At 61.6% G+C, this 25373-nt stretch carries 22 protein-coding genes and 1 pseudogene; 6 read left to right on the forward strand and 17 right to left on the reverse strand.

Translation table 11 applies throughout. The features are described 5' to 3' along the window. Positions 1–11: 11 nt before the first annotated feature. Positions 12–443 (forward strand): hypothetical protein, encoded by a 432-nt coding sequence (locus OHL12_RS09260; RefSeq protein WP_263413537.1) that lies wholly within the window; start codon positions 12–14, stop codon positions 441–443. A gap of 125 nt (positions 444–568) precedes the next feature. Continuing rightward, the gene (locus tag OHL12_RS17425) at positions 569–952 is read left to right on the forward strand and encodes a terminase large subunit domain-containing protein (RefSeq protein WP_399261276.1); all 384 of its coding nucleotides are present in this window, start codon (positions 569–571) and stop codon (positions 950–952) included. Positions 953–1654: 702 nt separating this feature from the next. On the opposite strand, the gene OHL12_RS09270 is transcribed toward OHL12_RS17425, so the two are convergent. The 4 genes from OHL12_RS09270 to OHL12_RS09285 all read right to left on the reverse strand — a co-directional run bounded on the left by OHL12_RS09270 (position 1655) and on the right by OHL12_RS09285 (position 4081). Continuing rightward, positions 1655–2197: an HNH endonuclease signature motif containing protein gene (locus tag OHL12_RS09270; RefSeq protein ID WP_263413539.1), complete on the reverse strand. Its 543-nt coding sequence runs from the start codon at positions 2195–2197 to the stop codon at positions 1655–1657. 9 nt (positions 2198–2206) lie between these two features. Next, on the reverse strand, positions 2207–2395 hold the full coding sequence (locus tag OHL12_RS09275; RefSeq protein ID WP_263413540.1) for a hypothetical protein: 189 nt from the start codon (positions 2393–2395) through the stop codon (positions 2207–2209). Next, positions 2392–3330, reverse strand: coding sequence for a hypothetical protein (locus OHL12_RS09280; RefSeq protein ID WP_263413541.1), 939 nt, complete (start codon positions 3328–3330; stop codon positions 2392–2394). The genes OHL12_RS09275 and OHL12_RS09280 overlap by 4 nt, the downstream gene beginning before the upstream one ends. A 367-nt stretch (positions 3331–3697) precedes the next feature. After that, positions 3698–4081 (reverse strand): DUF3052 domain-containing protein, encoded by a 384-nt coding sequence (locus tag OHL12_RS09285; RefSeq protein ID WP_263413542.1) that lies wholly within the window; start codon positions 4079–4081, stop codon positions 3698–3700. A gap of 186 nt (positions 4082–4267) precedes the next feature. Here OHL12_RS09285 and OHL12_RS09290 point away from each other — a divergent pair, with 186 nt between their 5' ends. Both OHL12_RS09290 and OHL12_RS09295 read left to right on the forward strand, forming a co-directional pair. Next, a complete protein-coding gene (locus tag OHL12_RS09290; protein WP_263413543.1) occupies positions 4268–4606 on the forward strand; it encodes a YciI family protein in 339 nt (112 codons plus the stop codon). 363 nt (positions 4607–4969) lie between these two features. Next, entirely contained in the window at positions 4970–6100 is a 1131-nt protein-coding gene (locus tag OHL12_RS09295) for an alpha/beta fold hydrolase (RefSeq protein ID WP_263413544.1), read from the forward strand. Positions 6101–6182: 82 nt separating this feature from the next. Here the strand turns inward: OHL12_RS09295 and OHL12_RS09300 are convergent, their stop codons facing one another. Beyond that, the gene (locus OHL12_RS09300; protein ID WP_263413545.1) at positions 6183–8261 is read right to left on the reverse strand and encodes a glycosyltransferase family 39 protein; all 2079 of its coding nucleotides are present in this window, start codon (positions 8259–8261) and stop codon (positions 6183–6185) included. A 667-nt stretch (positions 8262–8928) separates the two neighbouring features. Beyond that, positions 8929–9381 carry a hypothetical protein gene (locus OHL12_RS09305; protein WP_263413546.1) on the reverse strand — a complete coding sequence of 151 codons (453 nt, stop codon included), beginning with the start codon at positions 9379–9381 and terminating at the stop codon, positions 8929–8931. A 543-nt stretch (positions 9382–9924) separates the two neighbouring features. Here OHL12_RS09305 and OHL12_RS09310 point away from each other — a divergent pair. Then, positions 9925–11061, forward strand: coding sequence for a sensor histidine kinase (locus OHL12_RS09310; protein WP_263413547.1), 1137 nt, complete (start codon positions 9925–9927; stop codon positions 11059–11061). A gap of 147 nt (positions 11062–11208) precedes the next feature. Here OHL12_RS09310 and OHL12_RS09315 read toward each other — a convergent pair whose 3' ends face one another. From OHL12_RS09315 to OHL12_RS09325, 3 genes are all read right to left on the reverse strand, one after another. Then, on the reverse strand, positions 11209–11799 hold the full coding sequence (locus OHL12_RS09315) for a PEP-CTERM sorting domain-containing protein (RefSeq protein WP_263413548.1): 591 nt from the start codon (positions 11797–11799) through the stop codon (positions 11209–11211). A gap of 67 nt (positions 11800–11866) precedes the next feature. After that, positions 11867–12967: a type 2 periplasmic-binding domain-containing protein gene (locus OHL12_RS09320; protein ID WP_263413549.1), complete on the reverse strand. Its 1101-nt coding sequence runs from the start codon at positions 12965–12967 to the stop codon at positions 11867–11869. Between the two features lie 103 nt (positions 12968–13070). After that, complete coding sequence (locus tag OHL12_RS09325) at positions 13071–15200, reverse strand: alkaline phosphatase family protein (protein ID WP_263413550.1); 2130 nt, start codon at positions 15198–15200, stop codon at positions 13071–13073. Between the two features lie 354 nt (positions 15201–15554). On the opposite strand from OHL12_RS09325, the gene OHL12_RS09330 reads away from it, so the two are divergent. Next, positions 15555–16838, forward strand: coding sequence for a S41 family peptidase (locus OHL12_RS09330; RefSeq protein ID WP_263413551.1), 1284 nt, complete (start codon positions 15555–15557; stop codon positions 16836–16838). A gap of 110 nt (positions 16839–16948) precedes the next feature. Here OHL12_RS09330 and OHL12_RS09335 read toward each other — a convergent pair whose 3' ends face one another. From OHL12_RS09335 to atpC, 8 genes and pseudogenes are all read right to left on the reverse strand, one after another. Beyond that, a complete protein-coding gene (locus OHL12_RS09335) occupies positions 16949–17854 on the reverse strand; it encodes a rhomboid family intramembrane serine protease (RefSeq protein ID WP_263413552.1) in 906 nt (301 codons plus the stop codon). A gap of 49 nt (positions 17855–17903) precedes the next feature. Continuing rightward, the gene (locus tag OHL12_RS09340) at positions 17904–18410 is read right to left on the reverse strand and encodes a hypothetical protein (protein ID WP_263413553.1); all 507 of its coding nucleotides are present in this window, start codon (positions 18408–18410) and stop codon (positions 17904–17906) included. Positions 18411–18505: 95 nt separating this feature from the next. Beyond that, positions 18506–19684, reverse strand: a complete 1179-nt coding sequence (locus tag OHL12_RS09345; protein WP_263413554.1) for an MBL fold metallo-hydrolase — start codon at positions 19682–19684, stop codon at positions 18506–18508. A gap of 69 nt (positions 19685–19753) precedes the next feature. Beyond that, positions 19754–20221, reverse strand: a pseudogene (locus OHL12_RS09350) (MaoC family dehydratase); the annotation flags it as partial. A gap of 56 nt (positions 20222–20277) precedes the next feature. Beyond that, on the reverse strand, positions 20278–21186 hold the full coding sequence (locus OHL12_RS09355) for a PP2C family protein-serine/threonine phosphatase (protein ID WP_263413556.1): 909 nt from the start codon (positions 21184–21186) through the stop codon (positions 20278–20280). Between the two features lie 19 nt (positions 21187–21205). Next, on the reverse strand, positions 21206–22987 hold the full coding sequence (locus tag OHL12_RS09360) for a carboxypeptidase regulatory-like domain-containing protein (RefSeq protein ID WP_263413557.1): 1782 nt from the start codon (positions 22985–22987) through the stop codon (positions 21206–21208). Further along, positions 22984–24690, reverse strand: a complete 1707-nt coding sequence (locus OHL12_RS09365; RefSeq protein ID WP_263413558.1) for a carboxypeptidase-like regulatory domain-containing protein — start codon at positions 24688–24690, stop codon at positions 22984–22986. The genes OHL12_RS09360 and OHL12_RS09365 overlap by 4 nt, the downstream gene beginning before the upstream one ends. A 200-nt stretch (positions 24691–24890) precedes the next feature. Further along, complete coding sequence (gene atpC / locus OHL12_RS09370) at positions 24891–25319, reverse strand: ATP synthase F1 subunit epsilon (protein WP_263413559.1); 429 nt, start codon at positions 25317–25319, stop codon at positions 24891–24893. Positions 25320–25373: the final 54 nt, after the last annotated feature.

Consider the following 25373-nt stretch of genomic DNA (forward strand, 5'->3'; position numbering starts at 1 on the left):
CTTGAAAGTGTATGCCGCGACCTCAGACCCCTATCTCCATCGGTGAAGCCACAGGCGCTAAAGAGCACAACCCTGGCCGCTACGAAGGGCGCAAAAACGCTCCGAAGCCGGATCCGGAGCTGGGCCCCGCGCCGAACTACTTCGACGACGTCGATCGAGACTTCTGGAACGAGGTCGCCGGGACGACGGCGCCTGGTGTCCTTACCAAAGCCGATCGCATCCTGGTCGAAGTCACGGCCAGGCTCCTCCGCAAATTCCGCGACAAGAATCCCCAGACGGGCGGTCTGAAGCCGGTCGAACTGGGTCACCTCCGCGCATGCCTGGGCAGCATGGGCCTCGCTCCCGCCGATCGTGGCCGGGTGACTGGTTCCGATGCCTCGAAGAAAGAAGCAGACGCCGCCGAGCGCTTCCTCGCTCGACGAAAAGATACGGCCGTCAACTGACGTAAGCCTGACCGCAACCGTGGTCCAGATCGATCCGCGCGTCCAGCACGCGCTCGACGCGATCGATTACGCCGAACGGATCCATCGCGGCGACATCCCTGCCTGCATGTGGGTGCGCCTCGCGTATGAGCGCTTCCTCAAGGACCCGAAGAGAGCAAGGATCCGGCTTACCCCTACCGCTTCGATTACGAAGCGGCCGGCGACATCTGCGAGTGGCTGGAGCTCATGCCGCACGTGGACGGCAACTGGGGCTCGCCGACGATCGTTCTCGAGCTCTGGCAGAAGTTCATCTGGCCAACGTCTTTGGCTGGCTCGGCAAGGAAGACGGCCTCCGGCGTTTTCAGAAGGTCTACATCTCCGTCCCGCGTAAGAACGCGAAGACGACGATGGTGGCCTGCGTCCTGCTGTATTGCCTCCTCTGCGACGGCGAACATGGCGCGCAGGTCTATGATGGCACCAACAAGCTCGAACAGGCGGATGCTGCCTGCTCTCGCACCGCGTGGGCATAGGCAGAACTTTGATCGAGCCAAGATCTGTGCAAAGCGTCGTTCCCGCTCTTCGCGGTCCCCTGGCGCGCAGCTCCAATAGTTGAAGCCTGACGTGTCTTCGAGAAGAACATCCGCCCTCTGAAATCTTGTTGCAAGCAAGTGCCGCCGTACCGGATGAGACATGCGCCCCGTGAAGCTGAAGAGCAGATCCTTCGAGGTCGCAGCCTGGCACTGGACCGCGGCGATGTGGTGGCCCGAGAGCTCGTATGAACCCGTGACGCACCGGCCTTTATTCCACCAACACGCTTGCGCCGACTCGTAGATCCCGCGATTGAAGAGCACGGGAGTGTCGCGATATGAGACGGTAAAGCACTTCTCCGGAAAGCGATCGATGAGGGGCTGGTGGATTGTCTGCGCGACGTACTCCTCCTGGCCCATCTCGTTGCCGATGCCGCCTATGAGGATCAGATCGGCCGCTTCCGGCGTATCTATTAGCGGGTGGCGGCCATCGGAGCAGCTGTGCACGCGTTTCAGGTTGGTGGCGACCTTCTCCGCTTCTGCGTTGGGATAAGCCGCGAGAAAGATCTTCTGAGGCGCAGTTCTGCCGTTGTAGTCGGCCATGTGTACCCGCGAACCTTTCTGCTTTGTCGTGTTCTGAGCGTGGTGGGCTACGCAGCCCAATGGTGAGCAGCGGGAGCCCGTTCTAAGCAGCCCCTAGATCAGTTAGGCGGCTAGGAACTCGTCGAAGTGCTTCTGGTTCCCAGGTGGTCGAGCGTTCGGCTTACTAACAACTGTCTGCACACGGCTTTCGGCAAGAAGGCGGGACGCCATACCACCGCTTCCCAGACGCTTCAGCATGTCCCCTAAGTCCCGCGAATCGAGCGACCGCGAAGCCCAATGCACGAGACGGAGAAAGCCAGCATCGCTCATGCAGCCCTTACGCTGATTGCAGGAAGCGCAGCTCAGAGCTAAGTTGTGCAGGCCGAGTGGACCGAACCAGGGCCATCCGAACGGGATTCGATGATCGACCACGAAGGTTGAGACGTTCAGGAAGCAATTGCAATACGCGCACTGGACGACACGCTCCAGACTGCCTAAACGAGAAAGCAACCACGTCGAGAACTGCTGTTGCGTGAAGGGCAGGCAGGCGCCGGCAAAAGCGAGCTTTGCGGAGTCGGCTCGCCTCCCTGCTACCCGCTTCCCCATGAAGAAGTAGATCGCGGATGCGCGATCGTCAAAGATCCGCTGAAGTTCTGCTGAAGGCATGGCGAACGCTCACGCTTCCGCTTCAGCAGACGCGCCAGCGAAGATCAGGGCGCTCGCGTTCTCTGCACGCGGCTGTGCGCTTCGCCGGACAACCGCCAGCATCGGAACACTCTTGCTGCCTACGAGTAGTTCCAGAGGCAGATCGCGCTCCGCTTTGCGCGTGCTGCTCCATACGTCGCGAAGGGTGAGCGGCTTCATGCGGCCTTCCGTGCGGAGCGCTTTGCCGCACCGTGTGTATCCGCATTGCACCACACGACACCGATCGGGATGGCGGAACTCGTGAAAGAGCCATGCTTCATTGTGGTGTAGCCGTCATTGGTGACACGCAACAGATGCAGCACTGCATCAGCGTCCATCGCTAGGATCACGTCGCCGCTCTGGATTTGCCTTTGGACATGAATGCCCACAGTGCGTTCAGCGACATCTTCGGTTGCGCGACCCCACATGGCTTTGTCAAGGATTTTGAGACCAAAGTGCGTCTCAGGTGTCGGACTCGGCGTCGAATCCGGCGATTTGCCGGAATAGACGAAGAGGCCGTCCCACCAAGAAGTCTCGAATCGTTTGGCGTTCTTCGTTGCGGACTTCAAGCTCGCGCCACGGGTACCTGAGCCGCCCTGCGTGAAGTAGACAATCCCATCTTCTCCCTGTAGCAACGCTGTGTACGGAGTCGCGCAGCCGACCACGGTGATCTCGAGTACGAGATCTTCGCCGACCGGGCCCTCTGTCCAAGACTGGAAAGCGTCGACGTCTGGTGTGAGGCAAATCCGACCCTCTGCGGTCTTGGTGAAACGGCGAATCACCTGGCAATCGCAAACGTGCAATTCGTCTGGCCAGCAGCCACCCTGCTCCGCAATGGCCTCTTCTTCGGGCTTACCGCGCTTGCGGAGCGACACGTAAGCGCAAACAACATCGCCAGGTTCGGGTTCACGCTTTTCGTCGAAGATGATGTAGCGGTCTTTGGGGTGAGCTGTCCCCATCGCATCATTCGAGGGAGCGGCAGCACCGAAGTCATGCCGGCCAAGCCGGCGACCTTCGATGAAGCCGAAAGGTCTTGCAAGCACGAAGTCGCTCGTTTCATCTTGGGACGTCGTCTGAGTGGGTTTGGTCGTACTGATAACTTGAAGGGTAGCCATGGGAGTCTCCTATCGACTTCTGTGGTTAGCCCCTTCGAGTGGTCGCACACTCGGACGGGGCGGTTAAGGTTGAGGCGCCGCGATGACGCCTATCCGATCTGATGAAGGGGCAGGTTTGGGGGCATGCTGCCAACGTCGATAATCAGAACGCCTGTGACTACAAGGATTTTCCGCTTCTATTCGTTAGCACTCACCGCCACCACAATCGCCCTTAGATGAAGCGCGTGCTCTGCTCGCAGAGAGCATCGATCCCGTTCGCCCACTCATAAGCTGCGAAGCGGACGCGACGCAGCGGACGCCAGTAAGTTCGGATCCATCGAACGGAAGAGGTTTGCATAGACAGGAGCGGTCTGGGCTGTCAACGCTGTCAGAGACGGTTCATCTTTCGGATGACGAGCTTCAATCCTGACCAGATCTCATCGACTGCGCACACCTTTACATCAACTAGCCCGAGCGGAAACGCTTCTGCCCGCACCGTCTCATCGGAGATGTCCGTTGTCTTTCCGGATGACTTCTTTGGCCACGAGACCCAGATCATCCCGTTCGGCGCAAGAAACTGTCTTGCTTCAGCCAACCTGCTTGCCAGCTCGCATCTCAGCGTGACAAAAATATGCACCATCTGCAGGTCCGGGACCGGATGGCTGAACAAGGCCGGACGGGAGCCGCTTGACGCGATGTCCGCAGACACGCTGTCCGGCATGCCAACTCGCCATGTCTTTTGGCCGTCCACCACTCCGAGCTTCTTGGCCAACGGCGTTCCTGAGTACCCCGACGGCATGGCGAGAGTTTACAGCCACCACAGGCGAAGGACAGATGCCGAACCTAAGCAGGCTATCGAAAGTGTCCAGAACCTCAGTGACGAGAATGGCGCGTCTAGTTACTTACTTCAGAAACTCTGGCGTTGCTCGACGTCAGAGTCGTGATGCACCATCCATTCATGTCGAAATACCTGATCTCATTCCCCAGTGAAGCCATGGTCCTTACGGACGAAGAACTCGAAGTGGTTTCCGCGGAAGCTCACGCAGTTATTGAGGAAGCCAAAGCTGCGGGAGTCTATGTGTTCGGCGGTGGTATCGAGGAGCAAGTCGATCCGGTACTGGTCTCCGCGGATGGTTCGGTATCAAGCGACATCTATCCCGGCAGCGATCTGCGAGGCGGATTCACAGTGTTGGAGCTACCGACGCGAGCGGACGCCATCGAATGGGCCAGAAAACTTGCGGTGAGTTGCCGCTGCTCGCAGGAGCTCCGCGAGTTCATGTACGACCCGGCAAGCTAGACCGGCTGTGCCGACGGGAACGCCGGGAAGCGAGCCAGCTTCGGGTACGGCCGTTTCGGTTGTAAGCCGGGCCGCTACGCTGCGCCTCTACTTGTACACAGAACTCAGGCGCGAGACGAAGCTCGGCCTCAGATAAGATCGCCAACTTTCGTCCAGCAGTAGCGGTGCTTCAGTTCGTTCCGGAAAAGTCCAAACATTCGCGAATCTACACCGCAGTGCCTGGACGACTCAGATAAGCGAATCCGAAGATCGCGAGGCAGAGTCGAAGGTTCGGTAACTCTTCAGAGGTCGGCCTTCTCGCAAGAAGATGTCGAACCGCTGTATTTCCACTTGCATGCTTGTCGAGGAGGCTATCCTCACTCCATGCGTCGACTTGTTGGCTTGCTGCTGAGTGTTGTTGGTCTTTGCTCGCCTTCCCTTGCCATGGCTGCGGACCCGGCAGGGCCGCCTGCTCCGGTGCGGCATGAGTATGTTCTGCGGAACTTCCGTACGGAGTCAGGTGCGGTGTTGCCCGAGGCCCGGTTGGTGTACGGCACGACGGGCACGCTGAATGCAGATCGCTCCAATGCCGTACTTCTGCCATCGCACTACATGGCGAACATGAATGGGTATGGCTTCCTGGTGAAGTCTGCTGCGTTTCCCGAGGGTGCGCTCGACCCCTCGAAACTTTTCCTCATCACCACGGAGCTGTTCGGCAATGGCCGGAGCTCGTCTCCGTCGAATACGCCTCCGCCGTTTGATGGTCCGCGCTTCCCAGTCATGACCATCCGCGACAACGTTGAGGCGGTACACCAGATGCTGACTGAGGAGTTGCACATCCAGCATCTGCGGGCGGTCATCGGCTTTTCGATGGGCGCGCAGCAGGCATTTCAGTGGGCGGTCAGCTATCCCACATTCATGGATCGAGCCGTCGCCACCAGCGGAACAGCCAAAACCTATGGCCATGGCATCGTGCGACTGGAAGGCCAAATTGCTGCGCTTACCGCCGACCCCGCCTTCATGAACGGCAACTACAAGACAGAACCGGCCAAAGGGTTAGAGGCGTTTGGCATGGTGTGGGCCGGCTGGCTCTACTCGCAGGAGTGGTGGCGCAAAGAACTGTGGCGGACCGCATCGCCTCCGGGAACCACCTTTGAGCAGTACATGTTCAGCTTTCGTAAACGCTTCAACGCAGACGCGAACGACTACATCCTGCAGGCCCGTACCTGGGAGTCGAATGACGTAGGCAAGACCTTGCTTGTTGACGGTCGTCCTGCGGCCTTCCAAGGAGATGTAGAGAAAGCTCTACGCTCCGTCAAGGTGCCGTTCCTCTATATGCCATCAGCAACCGACTTGTACTTTCCACTGGAAGATGCAACGTACGAAGCAGCGTTCCTGCCGCACGGCAAACTGCTACCAATCCCATCACTCTGGGGCCATCCCGCGGGCGCAGGTGCCAGTCCAGCGGACAAGCTCTTCCTGAATCGGCAGATTGCAGCATTCTTGAGCGAGTAAAGCGACGCTGTATCGATAGATCGCCTTCTCGGCTGTTCCCGCTTCGATAGACCGACTTACGGTATGGCCGGGGAAGGAAAGACTATCGGCCTGGCCCATTTGCCGCCGCTGCTCGCATCCCGTTCTCAATGGACGGGCCCAGCTCCGCGCCCTGCAGATCGGGTCTTTGCTCTTGCAACAGGTGTTGCGCTGCCACAAAGTGAGCCGCCGCCTCGGACTTTCGTCCCACCGCCAACAGAGCCCACCCCAGAGCCAGCTCCACTGGGGCGACACCCGGCGCTGTTTGCTCAGCCGTTTGCATCACGGCGAGCGCCTCATTGGGCAGTCCCGCCTTGCTGAGTTCTGAAGATCGCCGGATGGACACCCAAGCCGACGCCAGGGGTACCGGGAACTCCCCCTCGTAGACATACACTCCGTCTTGCAAGATGGTCTTGGGTTTGAGAGTGCGAAACGCCTCAAATGGGTTGAGTGCGTCTCCATCCCCGGACTCTACGCCTTCCAGAACGCTCTCGCTGATCAGAACCGTCCCTCGGATGGTAGGGGGAACATCCATTGGTAGTTGAAACCACCACAATCCGCTGCGAGTAGGTAGTCGCTTGCACTGTATTCCGTAGTCCTGTGGCTGCACTGCGCCGTCGGCAAAGTAGGCGAACCAGCAATCCTGCACATGGTTGTCATCCAGGTACGCCCGCACTGTCTTCAACTGCTGGCCCCAATCCACGTTGGAATCGCTTAGGTACCGCCGTACCGCTAAAGGGCCACCCATCGCCTCGTTTCCATAGGCCATGTATGCCGGTGCTACACGCAGGCTGGTTCCCACTTGGCAAAGCGCCAGAAGAGCGGCAACTCCCATCCACATCGGCCCGCGCTGGGACAAGCGCCAGCACACAACGCCGGCAAGCACATAGAGAAATGGATAGATCGGCATCATGTGCCGCGCACCGATGTCGAAGCGTGAGCTCGTGATGACTAAGAAATAGAAGACCACTGGCAGAAGCAAGAACAGCAACGCCTGCTTTTCGCGTCGTCCGGAGCTGCGGAACGCGATCGGCGCCAGGGCAAGCAGCGCAAGAAACGGCAAGGTGGACTTGATCAGAAACGCTAACGGAAAATACCCGGCACGACCATGCCGGTAAACATGCCCCAGCATGTATGCCAGGTAGTCCCACTCCTTGTGTTTCGTGTCGGCGAGGCCCCAGAGAAAAGCTTCGGGCAGCACGCGGAACCGGGCGAGAAAGAGCAGCAGGCCGGCAGTGCCTTTGCCGTGTATGGAAGCCGCATACGTGGCCAGCGTTGGTGAGATCGGCAGTCCTGCCCCCGCCGGCGCGTACCGGAAGCCGTAAAACGCCCAAACCGTCACCCATCCGGTGAGGGCCACCAAGCACCAGCCTCCTAGTCCGCGCCAAAGCGTCGCCCGGCTACGTTCCCGCCATGCTTCTGCGACGACCAGAACGAGAAGGATGGGCAGCAAGAGAACACCGGTAAATTTGGTCACCAGCGTCAATCCCGTAAGCAGTGCCGTGAGGCACAGCCAGACCACGTGACGCTGTCTGGCCCATTCCAGCCCAGCCATGACTGTTGCGAACATCAGACAGGCGCACGGCACATCGGTGGAAATTAACGTGCCATGCGCGAGCACGAGCGGGTCGAACGTGAAAAGCAGCAACCCCATCAAGCCTGCGCCGGCACCAAAGAGACTTCGGCCCGTGAAGAACACCAGCAACGCCAGCGTGAGCGGGAACAAGGTGCACACAAGCCGAGCCGGGATAAGCAGGCGGTCGCCGCCGTTCTGAAAAAGAAAGGTCCGGCCCTCCAGGAAGGCGCTCAGTTCGCGCGAGTTGCCTTCAGGGGCCGGCATCGCCGGGTGGAGCCGTACCAGCGGCAATGCCGCCAACACTTTCACCAAGGGTGGAACTTCGGCGTTCGCTCGGTAGTCGCGCTCGGTCAGAATCCTGTAACCGTCATAAAGGTGGTGTGCCTCATCCCAATTGGCTGAGTACAACCGCGCTACGCGCGTCAGCTGTATCGCGAACACAGCCAGGAGAACAAAAGCTACAACTCCGTACACGAATGTTGTGGGTCGAACAGGTTCCGGTCGGTGCGGGCGGTCCACCATGCCGCAAGAATACAGAGCATGACGTTTCCCACTTTTAGCGACCACGTAACGACGGCGCCGAGGGTGAGTTCATGCTGCGTAGGTCTTTGCGGAAAGTACGGTGCGTCGGAAACGTTGTTTCATCACGTGGAACTCGAGTCCCGCCCCACGCGCGAAATTATGTTGCCAGATGACGACAAACGTTCTAATCTTCGACTTGCTACAGAGGGCGCTAGACTCTCTGGGCTGCAGCACCGACCTATTCCCAGGCCTGGGTTAACAAGTATTTCCCCTGAGGCCCCCATGCAGCACGTTAACCACTTTCTGTCTTTACCGCTCGATCTTCACGCCGAACTGTGTCGGTACGCCCAACTTCGTGGGATGAGCCTTTCGGACATCCTCTTCGAATCCATTGTCACTGCCGCCGAGGAGCACCGCTTCCACTTGGAAGCGCACAGTGTGCAACGGGCGTTCCACCGTGCGCCCGAACTACTTTGCGCTTGATTCGCTATCTCTAAGCACCCCCGTTTCGAAACCGAGCCAGGGCAGGTAGCTGACATCGGAGTTACGGGAAGACGGGCCCCGGCCTTCGTCGAGGCGCGATCCGTTGCAACACAGCTCACACCAGACACAACGGACGCATCGAGTCAGATCGAGGCTGTTTCCGTATAGAAGATTGTGCGCTAGCTGTGGCTGAGTGGCTTCGGTTCCTTCGACTCTGTTGCCTCGCTACTTATTTCTTGCGCCAGAACAGGATCAGATCGACTCGGTAGGTGCCCACTGCCGTATTCCCAACAGCGAGCACTCGTCCCCACGCCTCACCGCTGCGGGTCAACGCGTCACAGATGCTGCGCGCGTCAGGGCCGCTAAGCACAGCGACCCGACCAGCGGGCTCGACCATGATGCGGATGGCACAATCACCATTGTGAATTCGGCTCTCTACCAGGCGCAGTCTCTGCCATCTGCGCAGCTTCAGCAAGATCGAGAGTGCGGGGTCAGACTCGATGGCCGTTCTGGGCTCCTCAATTACCAGCGAACACATACCAGCAGACGGCTGTCCCGCTTCGGATTGGTGAACTTTGCTGAGTGCAGATGCCTTCGCAGATGGCGGAGTCCGCTTACGGCCATTCACGCCGGGATGCATGAAGCCACCGAAATAATCTGTTACTGCGGAGAAGAAATGCATAATGCACGACCTAGGCAGCGCAAATGAGTTGATTGCGATATCGCGGCAAGTCATGCTTGACCGTCTTCGCTAACCCATCGTGTGAGGAGTCTATGTTCAGCAACCGTTCACTGAATCCTGCTAAAGGCCACACGTCACCGAGGCTTCAGTCTCCGCGGAATGGGACACGTCTCCCGTGCTGAAGCGATTCGATTCGCATGCGATTCGGACCTCTTCAGCACGGGATCACCAAGGCCTGGGATCCGAGGGTCGACGTGCGAAGCGCAGTATAGGCGAACCAGAATGAAGATCAGCTTAAGAAGCGGAAAGCTCTGACTTTGCATCACACGCGCGATGCTGTACAGAAGATCGCTCAAAGAGTTTGTTACGAATGAGCAGAGCTCACTTCCCACGCAGGTCTTTATAGCTTGGTGTGGACCTCATCCATCTGCCGGCCTTTTACGTTGAATTCGCGGGAAAGCGCGACGCCGTAGAGGCTGTTCGGAGGCGTCAGCTTGGGCCGGCGATCCAACGGACACATATGCGTCTAGAATGTTTTCCGAAATGACTAGTGACGTCCACAACCACGACCTCCGGTCAGCCGAATTGATCCTGGAGAACGACGCGCGGTTGCGACTGCAGTTGGACGGTGCCCATGTCGGCCTGTTCGAGTGGGATCTCGTTACGGGTCAATCGCGATGGTCGACGGGCTTCTATCTTTTGCATGGGCTTGAGCCTAGCCAAGAGGCGAGCTACACACTTTGGCGCGACCAGGTCCATCCAGACGACATCGATCGGGTGGAGGCCGCGATCCAGGATAGTTTGGCAAAGCCCCAAGAACTCGACGTGGACTACCGCATCGTCCATCCGTCTGGGGATCTCCGATGGACACGCCTTCAGGCGCAGACGATGCGTGACCCTCAGGGCCGCCCCTTGAGCATGACGGGACACTGCGGCGATGTCACCAGGCGCAAGCTCGCCGATGCTGCTTTGCTTCAGAGTGAGAAACTTGCGGTCGCAGGTCGCATGAGTGCGGCTCTCGCGCACGAGATCAACAACCCTCTCGAGGCTGCCTTCAATCTCCTGTATCTGGCCCGCGGTATGGCGTCCCAAGCTTCTCAAGCCGACCTGCTCGACCAGACAATGGAACAGTTGCAGAGAGTGTCGGAGATCAGTCAACAGACACTGAGGTTTGCGCGCCCATCAAAGCCGAAATTCGTGAGAGTGATCGAGGTGATTGAATCCACGTTGCGGCTTGTTGGTCCGAAACTGAGCATGGGCGCGGTTCAAGTGAAGACCGATTTCCAGGCGTCACCTCAACTTCTGTGTTCACCCGGAGAGTTGCAGCAGATTCTGACGAACCTGTTGAACAACGCCGCCGAAGCCGGTCGCCAGCCGAAAACCGTGACCGTGAGAGTCCGAACGCAGAACGATGCAAACGAAGGAAACCCTGGCGAGATCCGCATCACAATTTCCGATAACGGACCGGGTATGACGCCGGAAACACTCAGACGGATCCGGGAGCCGTTCTACACGACGAAGCAAGGTTATGGAACAGGTTTGGGGATGTGGGTAGTGCAGGAACTCGTCTCCAAGCTGAACGGCAAGCTGACCATCAAGAGTTCTGTCGGTGACCGTTGGCATGGCACAACATTTTCTATAGTTCTGCCGATGACTCCGGCGGAGACCGAGCAGTCGTGAGTTCTTCTCCTCTAGATGGATGACTTTATTCCTTGGTGTGACGGACGCAGGCCCGCTGCAAGGAACGGGCCTGCTCACATCGCCGCAGTTCTACTCAAGGTGCGCCGTATCTAACGCTCACGACTAATCGTTACGAGCGATGCCGAACTACGAACGGCGGAGGCGGCGAGACGCCATACCGACGAGCCCCGTTGCGAGCAACACGATCGAAGTCGGCTCTGGCGTAACTGCTGCCGGAAGGGTCGAGATATCTCCGATGGCGAACGAGGCGTTCGGATTGCTGCCGCTCAGCGTCAGGGACGTGATCGGAGCGTTGAGAGCAAATTGCGCAACGCCACCCGGCTCTGCAAAGTTCAGGCTATCCAGCACGGCCGCCACCGTCAGCGTCTGGCCGGTGTTCGCCGTCAGCGTGAACGAATCCGTGGTGCTGAACAGATCCAGGATCGCGAACGGGATCACAATCGTGCCGCTTACCGGAGCCGAGAACGCGATGTTCAACGGATCGTTCGCGAAGAAATTGTTATCCAGCAGCGCGGTGTTGAACGGCAGCAGGCCCGTCGTGTCCTGCACCTGGAATTCACCGGTGGCGGAGGTAAAGCTCGCGGTCACACCAACCGAGGTGATGGTTAGCGGCAAGGTCGCACCGCTGAAGTTTTCCAACGCGAACGTGGAAGCGTGCGCGCTGGCGCCGAGCGACAAGGCAGCAACGGAAGCAACGAAAAGAGCGCGAAACAACATAACTATCTCCATTTCTGTGGGGGAAGAAATCAGCGCCCGCGAGGGTTTGCGGGACGGCATCGGATCGTCACTGTAGCGGAGACGGGCTCATGATCCCGCCCCCAGTCCAAAGCGCGTTGGGGCCGCGCTCCAGGTGATAGCTCTTGCCTAACGTGCGGTCGTACAGCTCGCCGTAGTTGCCGACCGCCGCGATGACCGGCACGGCCCAATCACTGGACAGCCCAAGTGCCTGTCCCACCGAACGATCCGAGCCCAACAGACGGCGCGCCGCCAGATCGGTTCGCCTGGTCGCGTCGTTCACGTTGCCCTGGGTAATGCCGAGAGCCTCGGCTTCGACCAGCGCGCTCAGGGTCATGTCGACCAGCAGTGCAAACTGCGGATCGCCGGAGTGGTACGCCGGCGCAACGGGCTCAAGACCGAACCGCTCGGGCAGGAAGACAAATTCTGGTGCGCTGGCGGGAAAGTCAGCCCGCGATTCGGCCAGGCGTGACTCCATGGCCGTACCCGCAGCGCAGTGCGCCACGGCGACCGACGCGTCCATCTCGCCTTGCTCGGAGTGTGCCTGCAGGCCATAGGTGATCTTGCGATCGCTCATGTAGTCACGCAGCCGCTGCTCGGCCGGGGTCAGGTTCATTGCACAGATCAGGTTGTCGCGCAGGTCCTCAACGGTCTTGAAGTGTGCCGCCGCAGGCACCATGAAGCGCTGCGTGTCATAGAAGACCGGGTGACCGAAGGTGACGCCATACTGCATGGCCGCCTCGGCCGACGGGGATAGGCCGACCACCAGATGGACCTGCAAATCTTTCAGCGCCTGCAGCGCTTCCGCCTCGGCGGGAAAGGTACGCACTTCGACCGGAGCCTTGGGCCCCAGCACGGCGACCGCGACGGCCTCGCAGAAGCCCTTGCCCAGAGATGACAGGTCGCCGTGTTCTCCCTGGCCATCCCAGTCGTCGGTGGCTTCGACCACGCCACAGACCAGGCGGCCGGCGTTGTGAATTGCCGGCACGATCGCAAGCGCGCTTCCCTGTTTATTGAAGGGCGCGGGTACATTCGAAGCCGCTGCGGACGCGGGCGCTGCGGTTGATACGGCGGACGTCTTCTTCGCAACCGGCTGAGCGGTTGCGCATATACCGGTCAGTGCAAGAACAAGGGGAAGATAGCGGAGCATGGTCTCTCGAGCGGGGTTGTGGAGAGGCAGGACGATGTGATCGTCCTGCCCTCCTCGTTTGCTGGCGTGTGGCTTGCGCGGCCTGGGGTGAGCGGTTGCGCTCTTACGGAACCCAGGTCGTCGAAGTCGGTGTTCCCGGCGACTGTGATGGCCGCGGGTTCACGTCCAGCGGATACGGGTCGGTAGGGATTCCCGCCTGGTATGCCGCCGCGGAGACGAAGTCCGTGGGCAGCACACCGATGGCCTGGCAAGCACCGTTGGTGTAGCCGTTCGGAGAAAAGCCAGCGGTTGCCAGGTGCGGCAGCGTGTTGATCTGCATTGGCGAGAACGAGGCCACCAAGGGGTCGATTGGCGAGTTGTTCTGCATGCGCGCGTAGTCGAACGCTTCCGTCAGATCGCCCAAGGCATTGTTGGGATCGTCGGATGGCCCGAGGTTTGCTTGGCCGAGGTTCGCCTGCCCCAGAGCACGCGCATGCGCCTCGTCGGGCAGGTTCGCCAGCGGTACCAAGTTGTAGAGCTCGTCGATGAACTTGATCAGAGAACCGTGCTCGCTGTACTGGTGCGAGATGCTTCCCTGCAGCGACCACGGCGAGATCACCAGTGTTGGAATGCGCGGACCCGCGTCCAGAATGCTACCGTCGGCCAGCACCGTACGCGGCTTCACCTGCTCGTGATCGTAGAAGCCATCCGTCTCGTCATACGTGATGATGATGGCGCTCTGGCTCCAGTAGGGGCTGGCCGCGATGGCACTGATCGCCTGCGCCGCAAACCCTTCACTAATCTGGTGGTCCGAGTACGCCGGGTGATCGTCGTTACCGATGAAGGCGTGCTGAATGCCAGGCGTGGGATCAACCGGCACCAGGCCCTGGTTGTTGCTGTAACCGCCGCGCAGGTAGAAGACTCCACCGGTGTTCGGCAGCGTCCGGTTGTTGACGGCGCTGAGGAAGTCCGCGGCGCCGTGCAGGTTGTTGTTGAGCACCTTGGTGTTGTCGGCCAGGTAGCCGAAGTACTGCGGTCCGTTGTGGTGCAACACGTAGCCGGTGTACAGGCCGGGGTTGTTGGTCGGGTTCGGTGTGCCGGTGCCCTGCGGTTCGTACGGGTCGGGCGCGTCGTTGCCGTTGAAGCCCTGCTGGTACCAGCCCCACGGCACGGCCTGGTTCTTCGCCGCGATGGTAAACACGTCGTGCTGCACGTCGGCGAGGTCGGCCTTGGGGTTCTGGTCCGCCTGAATCGTCTGACCGATCGTCTGCCCCATGAACGACAGCGGCAGCGTGGCAAACGTCAGGTTCAGCGAGGGGTTTGAGGCGCTCTCGTCGAAGTTATAGGGCGGCTTGACGGCGCTGGGATCCTTCAGCGATCCGGGGAACGGTCCCGGGTCCGCGATGATCGGCACATAGGCGTTGCTGTTGCCAGTGGGACCGGAGTACGTCGCGCCCTTCACGTTGGGGAAGGCAGGATTTGCATAGGTGATGGTTGGTGCTTCGTTCGGGTGCTCCGCCCACTGGGTCTCTCCGCTCTGGCCGGCGATGATGGCAATCGCGTTCGGTGTCGAGGGGCCGACGGTCGTCTGGTGGAAGTTGTCGAACAGAACGAAGTTCTTCGCCCATGACCACATGAACGGGATGGTGTCGCAGTCCAGATGGCTCAGGTCGGTCTCAGCCTGCTGCTTCTGCGCCAGAGTTACGGAGGTCGGTGCCGCGCCGTTCGACTTCACGATGTTGCCGTTCGCGTCGGTGGTCAGGCCTTCCTGGTTCATCGCGTAACGGTCGTTCGCTGCGACGGTGCCGTTCAGGTGCAGATCGTTGGCCATGCCCTGGTGGCTGTGATCCACGCTGACCAGGTCAGCCGGATAGATCTGCCGCTGCGCGCCGCCGCTGCCGTATCCGCCTACCTGCACTGCCTGCGGCATCAGGAAGGGCGTCTGCGTCACGGTGTTTAGCGACGTATCCAGGTAACGCTGGGTGAAGTTAGCCGTCTGGTTCGCGGCAGTAAGTCCGGCGGGCGCGGAATACAAGCCGTTCGCACCGGGGAAGGTACCGAAGAAATGGTCGAACGACTCGTTCTCATGGAAGATCACGAACACGTACTTCACATGCGTCTGCAGCAGAGCGATCTTCTGCTGCAGGGTCAGTTGCGGCTGCGGTGAAGCCTGCGTTGCTGCGGGCGGCAAAGGAGCCGCACTGACAATCCCTGTGCTGTTGGCGACGAGTGCCGCCATGCCGACTGTGGACAAAGCTTTCCTGAACCAAATGCGCCCTGACATTCTCTCTCTGCTCCTGTTTGCCGGATCAAGTGAGATCAGTAGCGCATGAGCCTCGTGCGCCTTCAATGGGACAGGCCCATTCCGAACGCTGAATTCACCAGCATTTGACACGCAGCGAAAGACCAACAAACGGTTGACTTCAGCAATTCACGCTTTGTCGTCTCGCTGCGACAGCATAGGTTCGCAGTCGATGTACAGTGCGCTCCGTCGTAGCGCGATTGCGTGGGGCGCAACGGGCGGCGGGAACAGGCGTATGCTATCCGGAAGCGTGCGGCGTCTAATACCGCAGTGCGTTCTGCCGCTTTTGCCTGAGGTGCCGTTTCTGTGCCCAAATCGTTGAAGATTTCGTTACTTGCCGTCTCTGCCGCGCTGCTGTTGACCGTGTTTCTGGGCGCGAACCTGAGCGGGGTCCACGCCGCCACCGGATCCGATAAAGAAGGCGCGTACCGTCAGATCCACGTGTACGGCGAGGTCCTGCAGCACATCCAGTCGGACTACGTGGAAGAGCCAAAGATGGCGGTGGTCACCACGGGCGCCCTGCGCGGCCTGGTGGAAACGCTCGATTCCAGCTCCAGCTACATGCCGGCGGACGAGTACAAGCTGTACAAGGCCAACGTGTTCGGCAAAGGCACGCTGGGCATGACGGTGGCCAAGCGCGGCTACTATGCCGTGATCGTCAGCACCGTGAACGGCGGCCCCGCGGACAAGGCCGGCTTGAACGACGGCGACGTGATCGAATCCATCGGCGACATTAGCACGCACGACCTGTCCGTTGCCAGCATCCAGAACAAGCTGGCAGGGCAGCCGGGCACCAACGTGACTCTCTTTGTCATCCGTCCCCGTCACTCGCGGCCTGAGAAGATGCAGTTGACGCTGAGCGACCTGCAGCCGGTTCCGGTGGCGGAAACATTCTACGAACAGAACAGCATCCTGTACCTGAAGCCTGCCATCATCGATCGCGACCACGTGCAGCAGATCGAGCAGAAACTGAAGGCCATGAACCGTACCAATACGAAAAAGGTGCTGCTGGATCTGCGGGACGTGTCGACAGGCACTGAGGCGGACGGCCTGCGCCTGGCGAACCTCTTCATCAAGAACGGAACGCTGGCAACGCTGGAAGGGCAGAAGTTCAACCGGCAGACGTTTACGGCCGAGCCGGGCAAATCGGTGAACAGCTCGGCGCCCCTGGTGGCGATCGTGAATCGCGGCACCGCCGGACCTGCGGAGCTGGTGGCCGGCGCACTGCTGGACTCCAAGCGTGCCGACGTGGTGGGCGAGAAGACCTTTGGCCAAGGCAGTGAGTTGAAGACCTTCGAGATGCCGGACGGCTCTGCCGTAATCCTGTCCGTCGCCAAGTACCACACCCCCGCTGGCAAGAAGCTGCAGGACGAGGGCGTAGTGCCGAACATTCTGGTGGCCCAGGACATGGGCGATCAGGCCGCTGCGGGCGCGGACGACGAGGACGAAGACTCGACCGATAGCCAGGTGAGCAATGCCTCGCAGACGGTGAATGCGAGCAAGCCATCGCTGCCTCAGGGCAAGCAGCCGGTGATCGTGGATGAGCAGCTGAATAAGGCGCTGGACATGCTGAAGGGCAAGAACGCCTAAGCCGAAGTGCAGGACGACCAGGAAAATGAGGAAGGCCCGCCAGATCGGCGGGCCTTCTTTTGCGTCATGTACTCCTCAAAGACGCCCCGAACTGGTGCCCGGAGAACAGACTAGGCTAGCCCTCTGACGAACTTCGCAATCATCACCAGAATGAGAGCGGAGGCTCCAAAGACCAGCCGCTGGCGTTCCAGGTAACGTTGCCGCCCCAGCGTCATCGCGCTCAGCAGCGGTACACCCAGCAGGAGACCGCAGATGAAGCCGCCCAGATGCGCCCGGTTGTCGATGTGGATGGGCAGAAAGCTCTGAAAAGCCGACCCGAGCCCGATCAGGAGATTGATCCCGGCGAAGTTGATCACCGAGCGGCGTAGCGCGTGCAGTTCCGCCAGGGGAACGCCGCCGCGGCCGTTGCGTGGCTCAGCCAGCCGACGGTTCGACAGCAGGACAATCAGGATGCCGGCAATGCCAAATACAGCGCCGGACGCGCCGGCACCCACGATGCCGTAGTTGCGAAACCAGACGTCTGTGGCCACCGACAGCAGGTTCCCCGCCGCTCCGGTCAGCAGGTAAACCGAGATCATGCCGAAAAAGCCCAGCAGCGGTTCGCCCAGGAGCCCCAGGTTCCACAGGCACCACATGTTGGTCAGCAGGTGAACCATTCCCACGTGCACGAACATGGCGGTCAGGATGCGCCACCATTGCCCTCCCAGGACGACAAACTCGGCGTTGTTGGCGCCGAAACGGATCAACTGATACTCCGTGGGAGATTGCGCGCTTACCCCGTGCAGGACCATCCACAGGAAAACGGCGATGTTCGCTGCCAGGAGGACGTAGGTGGCTGGCGCTCGGAGAAAGCGCTCCACCCGGAAGGAGGCTTGCCGGCGGCCGGGTAGTTGCTGGGGCGCTGTGACCGGCTGGCCGGTAGGGTAGGTGGGGACGGGAGCAGCGAAGCCGCTAAACTCGCGTTCCGGCACGGCCGATTCGGGGTGGCCCGGTTCCGATGAGTTCAGGGAGTTCACGCTTATCCGGCTCGGATGCGAAAGTTCGCGCTGCGGAGGCCCGAATGGCCTACAGCCGCTGCCGGCCGGTTGCCAGGCGACGCTGCTGCACGGTGTTGTGGATCAGCATGGGCGCAGGCGTCATGAGAGCGACCATGATCCACAGCAGCAGGCTGAAGAGCAGACCGCCGAGCGCGACCGTCTGCAGCGTGACCGCAAACGAGAGGTGGGCGGTGTGCAGGCTGGCCAAGGCGGTCTGGCCCCAAGGCGCGCGGTGAATAATCGCGGTGGCCAGCAGGAAGGCGAAGAAGCTGAGCGTAAAGAGCGCCAGCAGCACCACATCGATGGTGCGGTGCAGGCGCTGGCGCGCGCGGCAGTGATAGCAGTCCAGCAAATGTGCTTCGTAGTCAGTGCGCGTTGCGGGCGACACCTCCGACAAGTCATAGCGCCAGCCGGAGAGAATGGTGCCGACCACCTGGTCGTTGCATCCCTCGGGCGTTCCCAGCAGAGCGGCGGTGGCGCTTCGCGCGGCAGCATCCTGCAGATACCCAGCGGGCTTGGCCGTGCTCTGATTCATCGTCACGTCATTCATCTTACGAGAGTTTGACTCTCCAAAGCCAGTCAAGGATGCGGCCCTGGGCCTCTCCGGTGATTCGTTGGTCACAGGCATTTCTAGAGACAAAGGCTCGCGAGCGGCTCTGCCTGCGGTGCCAGCAGGATGCGATTGCCGAGCAGGCTCAGGCGATCGCCCACAGCGGCTTCTGCCGCCCGCCGCGCCAGGTCCGGTTGATTGTTGCTTTCAGACAGGTGAGCCAGCACCACGTAGGCCGCGCCGCCGTCGTAGTCGCGCAACAGAAACTCCGCGCATGCATCGTTGGACAGGTGACCGACCCGGGACAGCACGCGCTGCTTTACGCTCCACGGGTACGGCCCGTCACGCAACATCTCCAGGTCGTGATTCGATTCCAGCAGAAGGATGTCGCAGTTGCGCAGCGCCAGCTTCACGTTGGGCGGCATGTAGCCGAGGTCGGTTGCAAATCCGATGCGCAGCCCCTCCGCCGCGAAGACGAAACCGCAGGGGTCGGCGGCGTCGTGCGGAATGGTGAAGGGTGTGATGTCGATGTCCCCGATCGCCAGATGCCGGCCCGCCTGGAAGTACTCGACGGCCGGCAGGAAGCTGGGATTCTGGCGGATACTCTCCCGCAGAGCCTTGCTGGTGTCCTCGCACAGGTCGTCTTCGGCGGCGGCTGCCAGCGCGCTGGCAGGATCGGTCGTCGCGTCGGGGGTCGTGCTCGCGTTGCCTAGCCTCGGCGGCAGATCGGGCAGCCTTTCCGCCTCCGCATGAACGTGGACGGCGCTCGCCGCCAGCGGTTCCCCATGCTCCGCGGCAGAAGCGACGAACTCTGGAATCTCACCAGTCGGAGCGTCGCTCAGGAAGAAATGATCGTCCGGCGCGTCGTTCAGCACCCCGGGCATGGTGGCAATCTGATGAGCCAGTGCCTGCGCTTCGAGCCGTTCCTGCTTCTCGCGACGCTGCTGCTCCAGCCACTGCTTGTAGCTGACGGTGGTCTTGGGGGTCATCTGGCGCACCCAAGCGCGATGCGTCTGCTCGGTAAAGTACACCGGAATGTTCAGCTTACGCGCCAGCACCGGGAGTCCACTGACGTGGTCGGCGTGCTCGTGCGTGATCAGAATGGCGTCCAGGCCGGACGGATCTTCGCCCACCTGGTGCATGCGCCGCATCAATTCGCGGCACGAAAGGCCAGCGTCAACTAAAATGCGAGTGCGCGAGGAGGCGATTACAGCGCTATTGCCTTTGGACCCCGAGGCGAGCACTGTCATCCGCATCATTGGGCTAGTTTACTGAAGAGTAACGTGGAAAAGCGAACCAGGATCAGTGCTTCCCAGGCACATTTACGCCTAATCGTTGCTGCGCAGCGGCGCCAGGAACTTGACTGTGCTCTTCATCACCACCTCATCCCGCTGGTTGAGCGTAAGCGTGTAGATGGTGACCAGGCCCAGCTCCGGGCGATTCTTGCTGCGCCGCAAGCCGATGACCTCCGTCTCCGTGCGGAGCTGATCGTTGGGGCGCACCGGTTCGGTCCATCGAATCTCCTCGACACCGGCGCCGATCATGCCGCCGTGGACGCGGATCGTGTCCACACGCATGCGCATGACGATAGCCGCAGTGAGCCAGCCGCTGGCCGCTAGGCCTCTGAAGAAGCTGCTCTTACCCGCGTTCTCGTCCAGGTGGAACGGCTGCGGGTCGTACTTCTCGGCGAATTCCATGATTTCCTTGGCGGACACGCGCACCGGCTCGGCAGACTGGAACTTCTGACCCAGGTGGAAATCCTCGAAATACAACTCCGTGTCCATGCTCTTCTCTCTCCTGTTCGCTTGTTCAGATGCGTGGCGCGGAACGCCGCTGCAGGACCGCTGCCGCTCTAGGTGCCAGACCCGTGGGTGCGCAGAATGGACGACATGCGCGTGACACGGTCGGCATTGCCGGAAAGCTTGCTGCCATCGTGATCCTCGCCGCGCGTGCCGTTGTGCTCCGCTGCCGGATCCCCGCAGCGCACCACCTCCAGCAGCAGCACGGTAATGTTATCTCCGCCACCCAGCAGGTTCGCGGCGTCCACCAGAACGCGGGCGGCGTGATCCAGGTTGTGGCGGTGGCGCTCCACGATGCTCAAAATGTCGGCATCCGAGAGGTCGCGATTCAAGCCGTCCGTACACAACAGCAGCAGGTCGCCGGAACGGCAGGGGTGCTCGGCGCACTCCGGAGCCACCTCCCGCTGCGACCCCACTACGCGGGTGATCACGTTGCGCAGGTGGGAGCGGCGGGCCTCCGCCTCGGTGATCTCTCCGTTCCGAATCTGCTCTTCCACCACCGAGTGATCGCCGGTCAGGCGCTCGATGCTTCCGGCCCGGATGCGGTAGCAGCGCGAATCGCCGACGTGCGTAACCCATACGCTGCCGCGCTGGGGAACCGTTTGCAACGCAACCAGGGTGGTGCCCATCCCGCGCAGACGGCGGTCCCGGGTAGACATGCCATATACGGTCCGGTTGGCCGCGCTCACAGCCTGCTCCAGGTCGTGGGCGGAGATTTCGCCGGAGAAGCGCTGCTTCAGCTCCGCCAGAAATGACGCTGCGGTCTCGCGTGAAGCGATCTCGCCACCGGCCGCCCCGCCCATGCCGTCACACACCACATAGCTGCCCGTCTCAGGGTTGGCACCGCAAGCGTCTTCATTGTTCGCCCGTACACGGCCCACGTCCGTCAACATGCTGTACCGGGTTTCGAGTGAAGCGAGCATGGGCAGCAGGGCGAAGGTGGAACAAGCCTCACGATACACAATGGGGGCGGCGATGTGCCTAATTCTGCTGGACGATCGCCGGGTCGGCGAGCCGGATCACCGGCGTTCCGCTGGCCGGCACGGTGACCGGCAGGGCCTGCGGCAGGTACGGCATCAGCTCGGCGGTCTTGCGCCAGTTCAGCTTCCAGTGATTGTCCAGCGCGATCAACAGGTAATTGCCCGGCAGCACGTTTAGGAACTGAAAGCCCCCGTCCAGATCGCTCTGATCGGCCCGGAACAGGTCTTCGCTGGTATCCGCGCCTGCGGGCACAAGCACGACCAGCGATCCCGGATGGACATGGCCGTCGCGTGCGTGAACCTCGCCGTCGACCTCGGGGGAGTAGCGCGCAACGGTGACCTCCACCTGCCCGGGTGTGCCGCCATCGACGCGCAGCAGCCTGGAAGCGACTGCCTTGCCACCGACGGAAAGCCGGTTCACGTTCCAGGTCTCCCCTTCCTGCTGCACGACGACGCGGTATTGCCCTGGCGGAACGTCGGCGAAATGAGCCACACCTCCCTCCACCTTGCCGGGCGAAAGGTCCTGGGGGAATCGACCGTTGCCGGGGCGGCGAAGGAGTACGTTGGCGCCGTCGAGGGTCGCGCCTGTCACACTACGCAGCGTTAGGTCCAAGCTGGTCGAGCCTTCTCCGCTGACCGGCAGACTGACGGTCGCCGGGCCGGAAGACAGGCTGACAGGAAGCCCTGACGCCGAGTCTCCAACACGTCCCATGGACCGCAAGGTGTACTGCCCGGGCGCAAGTCCCGACAGGATGACGGTATCGCCGACGCGACTGGAGGTTACCGAGCCTGCCCCCTGATCGGTTCCGAATGTCCTTGAGAAAAGCATGGGAAACTGCTGCCTTCCACCTTGGGGAGCTCCATCTGACGGCGGCATCTGCACCGTAAGCGTGAGCGCAGGCTCGGCCTGCAGCACAATGTTCGCGCTGGCCCGGCTGCCCGGCTTCAGAGCGATGGGAGCGGCGCCCTGCTCCGTCGTCGCATGCGGATAGAACGTGGTCGGATACGCCACGTTCAGCGCAGGATCGATGGAGGTGCGGTACGGTAGCCGGTCCTCGTTCGCCTGCACCTGTGGATGGACGGCGTACCACGGCGTCGCCGTCACCGCCACGTAGTAGCGCCCCGGCCGCACGTTCGTGAAATCGTACTGGCCATCCTCATCGGTCTGCTGCGAGTTGGCAATCCGCATGCGCGAGGCCCCGTCGGCACCGGTGCTGACGGGCAGCGGGTCGTCACTCGTATCGCGATACAGCATCACGTTGGCTCGAACCGGCTCGCCGGTGTCGTCCAGGATGCGGCCGTGCAGGGACGCCTCGGGCACCAGGTTGAAATCGAGGTGATCCGTGGGCAGCTCTGCGCCGGTCACAATAGCCGAGCTGAGATTCTCATGCTGCAGGTAGAACGCGCCGAGATACCCGGACGCCGTCGCACGCAGCGTGTAGCGGCCCGCGCCGGGCGCGAGCAGCGAGTAGCGGCCCTCGGCATCCGTCTGCGCCGTTTGATTGGCGGCCGCCTGCGCCGACCGTCGACCGTTGCGCACCTGGGGTGCCAGCGTGAGCTGGGCATTGGGGATGCCATGACCATCCACGCTGCTGACCACCCGCCCGGCAAGTAGCTGCCCCTGCGCCGTGACAGCCGGTGCGGTTCGCGCCGTTGTAATGCCCTGCTGCCCTGCGGAGTTCGAGCCGCACACCAGGAGACCCACAAGTGCGGCCGTGCAAACTGCACGGCGCAACGACAGGTGCCAAAGCAAATCGACCTGCGGGGCGGAGATTCGCTTCATGGCAGGTCCGTTCCGTCGGCGCCGACCAGCTCTGCCTGCACCTGCGCCGTTTGCCCCGCCATGACCGTCACCGCTCCGCCGCGCGAGGCGAAGGGCCGCATGGCCTGCGGATCGCGGTACGGCAGCGTGTCCGGGCGGTCCGCCGGAACGGCCAGAACGCGGTACGACCCGGGCGGCACATTGCTCACCTCAAACCTGCCCGTGCCCGCGGCAAACCCGTACACCACGTGACCCGATCCGTCCGTGGGCAGGATGAAGATACGCGCAGCCTGCACTCCTGCGGTGTTCAGGTCCACGGTGCCGGAGACGGTGCCGGCGTCATCGCGCAACGTGACCTGGATGGGTGCAGTGTGGCCCGAGTCGTTCACCACCAGCGCGTTCGTCAAGAGGTCAACACCGTCGCACGTGAGCGAGGCGATGTAGCCCTGGCCCATCTCGGCGCCCTGCAGGTAGTAGCGACCTGGAACCACATTGCGCAGCATCGGTCCCTCCGGCGTGTTTTCCATGGTCGCCATGCTCCCCATCATCGGCTCTTCGTTGCGTGCGGACAGGAAAAAGCCCGGTGTCGCTCCGGGTGTCGAGTCTCTCGCGATGGACGTCACCGTAGCGGACCCATTGCTGCCCACGTTGGTCCGCTCGTCGCGCACAAGTACCTGGATGGACTGCAACGGTGTGAGCCCCACGGGAGCGTGCACCACGGGTGCTCCCGCTACGTGCAACGGAACCTGTGCCGCGGAGCGTTGCGCTGCGAACTCGGTGATGGAGATGGTGTAGTTCCCGTCCGGCAGCGCGCCTTCCACGGCGGAGTTACGTGCATTCCAGCCAAGTTGGTACAGCGGAACTCCCACTCCCGACGCAACCGTCACGTTCGCGTTCGCGTTGGGTGGCAGGCCCTGCACCGGGATGCTGATGCTGTAGTACGGCACCGCTCGCAGATGCAGGTTGGCGGGCACGGACTGTCCCGCAACCAGGTGCAGCTTGGTCGCAACGTCGAGGGTCGCGGTGCCTCCCAGAAACACCGGGGAGTACTGCTGCGTGACTGCCGCCGAGCTATTGAACCCGCCCGGAGACCACTCCGAAGTAGCCAGTGTGTAGTCGCCCGGTTGCAGATCGATGAAGTGAAAGGTTCCGTCTTCCGCGACAGGGTGCGCCCCCGCAAACTGCCAGCCCGGCCGGCCATCCTGCGCGGAGTAGCGCAGCAGTTGCACTCGCAGCCCGCGAAAACTCTCCGCACCGCTCACCGAGACGCTGCCGCGAATGCTGGCCGAAGGCATGAGCCGCAGAACCACGTTGCGGGTGCTTGCCGTACTGTCGAGCGCGACATTGACCCCGCCCCGGGATCGGAGGAAGCCCGGACGCTGCGCCATGAGGACCACGCTGCTGCCCAACGTTCCCGAGGTGGAACCATAGAGCGTGATCCCACCCGGCCCGCCAGACGTGGTGGGCTGGGACGTGCCCGTCTGCGCCGCCGCCTGCGCTGCCGGGACGCTGACATCGAGCGTGAACTGGCCCTCAGAGTTGGTCATGGTCGCAAGCCGCCGGTCGGCGGAGACAACCAGGGCCCGACCGATAGGACGCCCCGTAGCGCCGTTCACCACCGCCCCGTGCAGGTGATAGATCGTGTCGGTGGTGCTCTGCGCCTGACCGCTAGCCGCCAGAAGCGCGCCGATCACCGCGTACCTGCAGATGGAAAGCCTTCGCATACGGGAACTCGCCTGGAGCATGGACGCAGATCTCCCCCTGAATGTACTCCGGGGCAGGGCGAATTGTGCGTGGGACGGAGCACCAGTGGTAGGAAGTGGTCGCGCAATTGGTCGCGCATGGGCCAACTCGGTCGAGTTCAACAAATGCGAAGAGCCGAGGCATGAAGCCCCGGCTCTTTCGGTGGAATGTCCGTCCGGTACTACCGGTCGTTCGCTGCCGCGATCTTTTCTTCGGCCACACGGATTTCGGCGCGGGCGTATTCGTACTTCTCCGAGTCGTCGCCGGCCTGGTTCCAGTCTTCCTGCGCCTTGGCGAGGTCCTGCTGGGCCTGTGCGGCATTGATTTCCTGCGGCTTCATCGCAGTCTCTGCGAGGATCGTGACGCGCTCCGGCAGAACTTCAACAAATCCCCATGCCACGAAGAACTTGGCGTCGGCAGACTGTCCGCCGTGCAGCCGGACCTCGCCGGCGCCCAGTTCGGCGAGCAGCGGAGCCGCGCCGTAGAGCGCCTCCATGTAGCCGGAGAGTGCCGGAAGCTCGACCGCGTCGGCCGTGGTGTCGATCAACACGCGATCGGGCGTGACGATGCGAACGATCAGCTGCCCGGAGGTTGGAGTTGTGTCTGCCATAGATCGGTTCTCGTGTTGCTCTCGTTAGGGTCGCTGCTCCCGCTGTTCACGCAT

Source organism: Terriglobus aquaticus (assembly GCF_025685415.1).
Lineage (GTDB): Bacteria > Acidobacteriota > Terriglobia > Terriglobales > Acidobacteriaceae > Terriglobus > Terriglobus aquaticus.

Excerpts from the sequence above, each read along its gene's own strand:
- OHL12_RS09290 (WP_263413543.1), top strand. The coding sequence starts at position 4,268 with ATGTCGAAATACCTGATCTCATTCCCCAGTGAAGCCATGGTCCTTACG.
- OHL12_RS09310 (WP_263413547.1), top strand. The coding sequence starts at position 9,925 with ATGACTAGTGACGTCCACAACCACGACCTCCGGTCAGCCGAATTGATC.
- atpC (WP_263413559.1), bottom strand. The coding sequence starts at position 25,319 with ATGGCAGACACAACTCCAACCTCCGGGCAGCTGATCGTTCGCATCGTC.
- OHL12_RS17425 (WP_399261276.1), top strand. The coding sequence starts at position 569 with ATGAGCGCTTCCTCAAGGACCCGAAGAGAGCAAGGATCCGGCTTACCC.
- OHL12_RS09365 (WP_263413558.1), bottom strand. The coding sequence starts at position 24,690 with ATGCGAAGGCTTTCCATCTGCAGGTACGCGGTGATCGGCGCGCTTCTG.
- OHL12_RS09320 (WP_263413549.1), bottom strand. The coding sequence starts at position 12,967 with ATGCTCCGCTATCTTCCCCTTGTTCTTGCACTGACCGGTATATGCGCA.
- OHL12_RS09345 (WP_263413554.1), bottom strand. The coding sequence starts at position 19,684 with ATGATGCGGATGACAGTGCTCGCCTCGGGGTCCAAAGGCAATAGCGCT.
- OHL12_RS09340 (WP_263413553.1), bottom strand. The coding sequence starts at position 18,410 with ATGAATCAGAGCACGGCCAAGCCCGCTGGGTATCTGCAGGATGCTGCC.
- OHL12_RS09280 (WP_263413541.1), bottom strand. The coding sequence starts at position 3,330 with ATGGCTACCCTTCAAGTTATCAGTACGACCAAACCCACTCAGACGACG.
- OHL12_RS09270 (WP_263413539.1), bottom strand. The coding sequence starts at position 2,197 with ATGCCTTCAGCAGAACTTCAGCGGATCTTTGACGATCGCGCATCCGCG.
- OHL12_RS09315 (WP_263413548.1), bottom strand. The coding sequence starts at position 11,799 with ATGTTGTTTCGCGCTCTTTTCGTTGCTTCCGTTGCTGCCTTGTCGCTC.
- OHL12_RS09275 (WP_263413540.1), bottom strand. The coding sequence starts at position 2,395 with ATGAAGCCGCTCACCCTTCGCGACGTATGGAGCAGCACGCGCAAAGCG.
- OHL12_RS09305 (WP_263413546.1), bottom strand. The coding sequence starts at position 9,381 with ATGCATTTCTTCTCCGCAGTAACAGATTATTTCGGTGGCTTCATGCAT.
- OHL12_RS09295 (WP_263413544.1), top strand. The coding sequence starts at position 4,970 with ATGCGTCGACTTGTTGGCTTGCTGCTGAGTGTTGTTGGTCTTTGCTCG.
- OHL12_RS09360 (WP_263413557.1), bottom strand. The coding sequence starts at position 22,987 with ATGAAGCGAATCTCCGCCCCGCAGGTCGATTTGCTTTGGCACCTGTCG.
- OHL12_RS09260 (WP_263413537.1), top strand. The coding sequence starts at position 12 with ATGCCGCGACCTCAGACCCCTATCTCCATCGGTGAAGCCACAGGCGCT.